Origin of the sequence: Bacteroides mediterraneensis (assembly GCF_016900355.1) — a bacterium.
Classification (GTDB): Bacteria; Bacteroidota; Bacteroidia; order Bacteroidales; family Bacteroidaceae; genus Phocaeicola.
This window is the reverse complement of record NZ_JACJKA010000076.1, coordinates 1-476: the sequence shown is the minus strand read 5'-3', so window position 1 is coordinate 476 and position 476 is coordinate 1. Positions and strand designations below refer to the sequence as shown.

Sequence of the window (476 nt, the reverse complement as noted above, 5' to 3'; positions counted from 1 at the left end):
CAACCGTGACTACACGGGTATCTAATCCTGTTCGATACCCGCACCTTCGAGCCTCAACGTCAGTCCAGGCCTGGCAAGCTGCCTTCGCAATCGGGGTTCTTCGTGATATCTAAGCATTTCACCGCTACACCACGAATTCCGCCTGCCTCGACCGAACTCAAGCACGCCAGTTTCAACTGCAATTCCAAGGTTGAGCCCCGAACTTTCACAGCTGACTTGACATGCCGTCTGCGCTCCCTTTAAACCCAATAAATCCGGATAACGCCTGCATCCTCCGTATTACCGCGGCTGCTGGCACGGAGTTAGCCGATGCTTATTCATGCGGTACCTGCAATAAGGTACACGTACCTCACGTTAATCCCGCATAAAAGAAGTTTACAACCCGTAGGGCCGTCATCCTTCACGCTACTTGGCTGGTTCAGCCTCACGGCCATTGACCAATATTCCTCACTGCAGCCACCCGTAGGATAGCATCT

General features: G+C 52.9%; 1 rRNA gene. It reads right to left on the bottom strand.

The features are described 5' to 3' along the window. Positions 1-476: ribosomal RNA gene (locus H6A28_RS14885) — 16S ribosomal RNA — on the bottom strand; the annotation flags it as partial.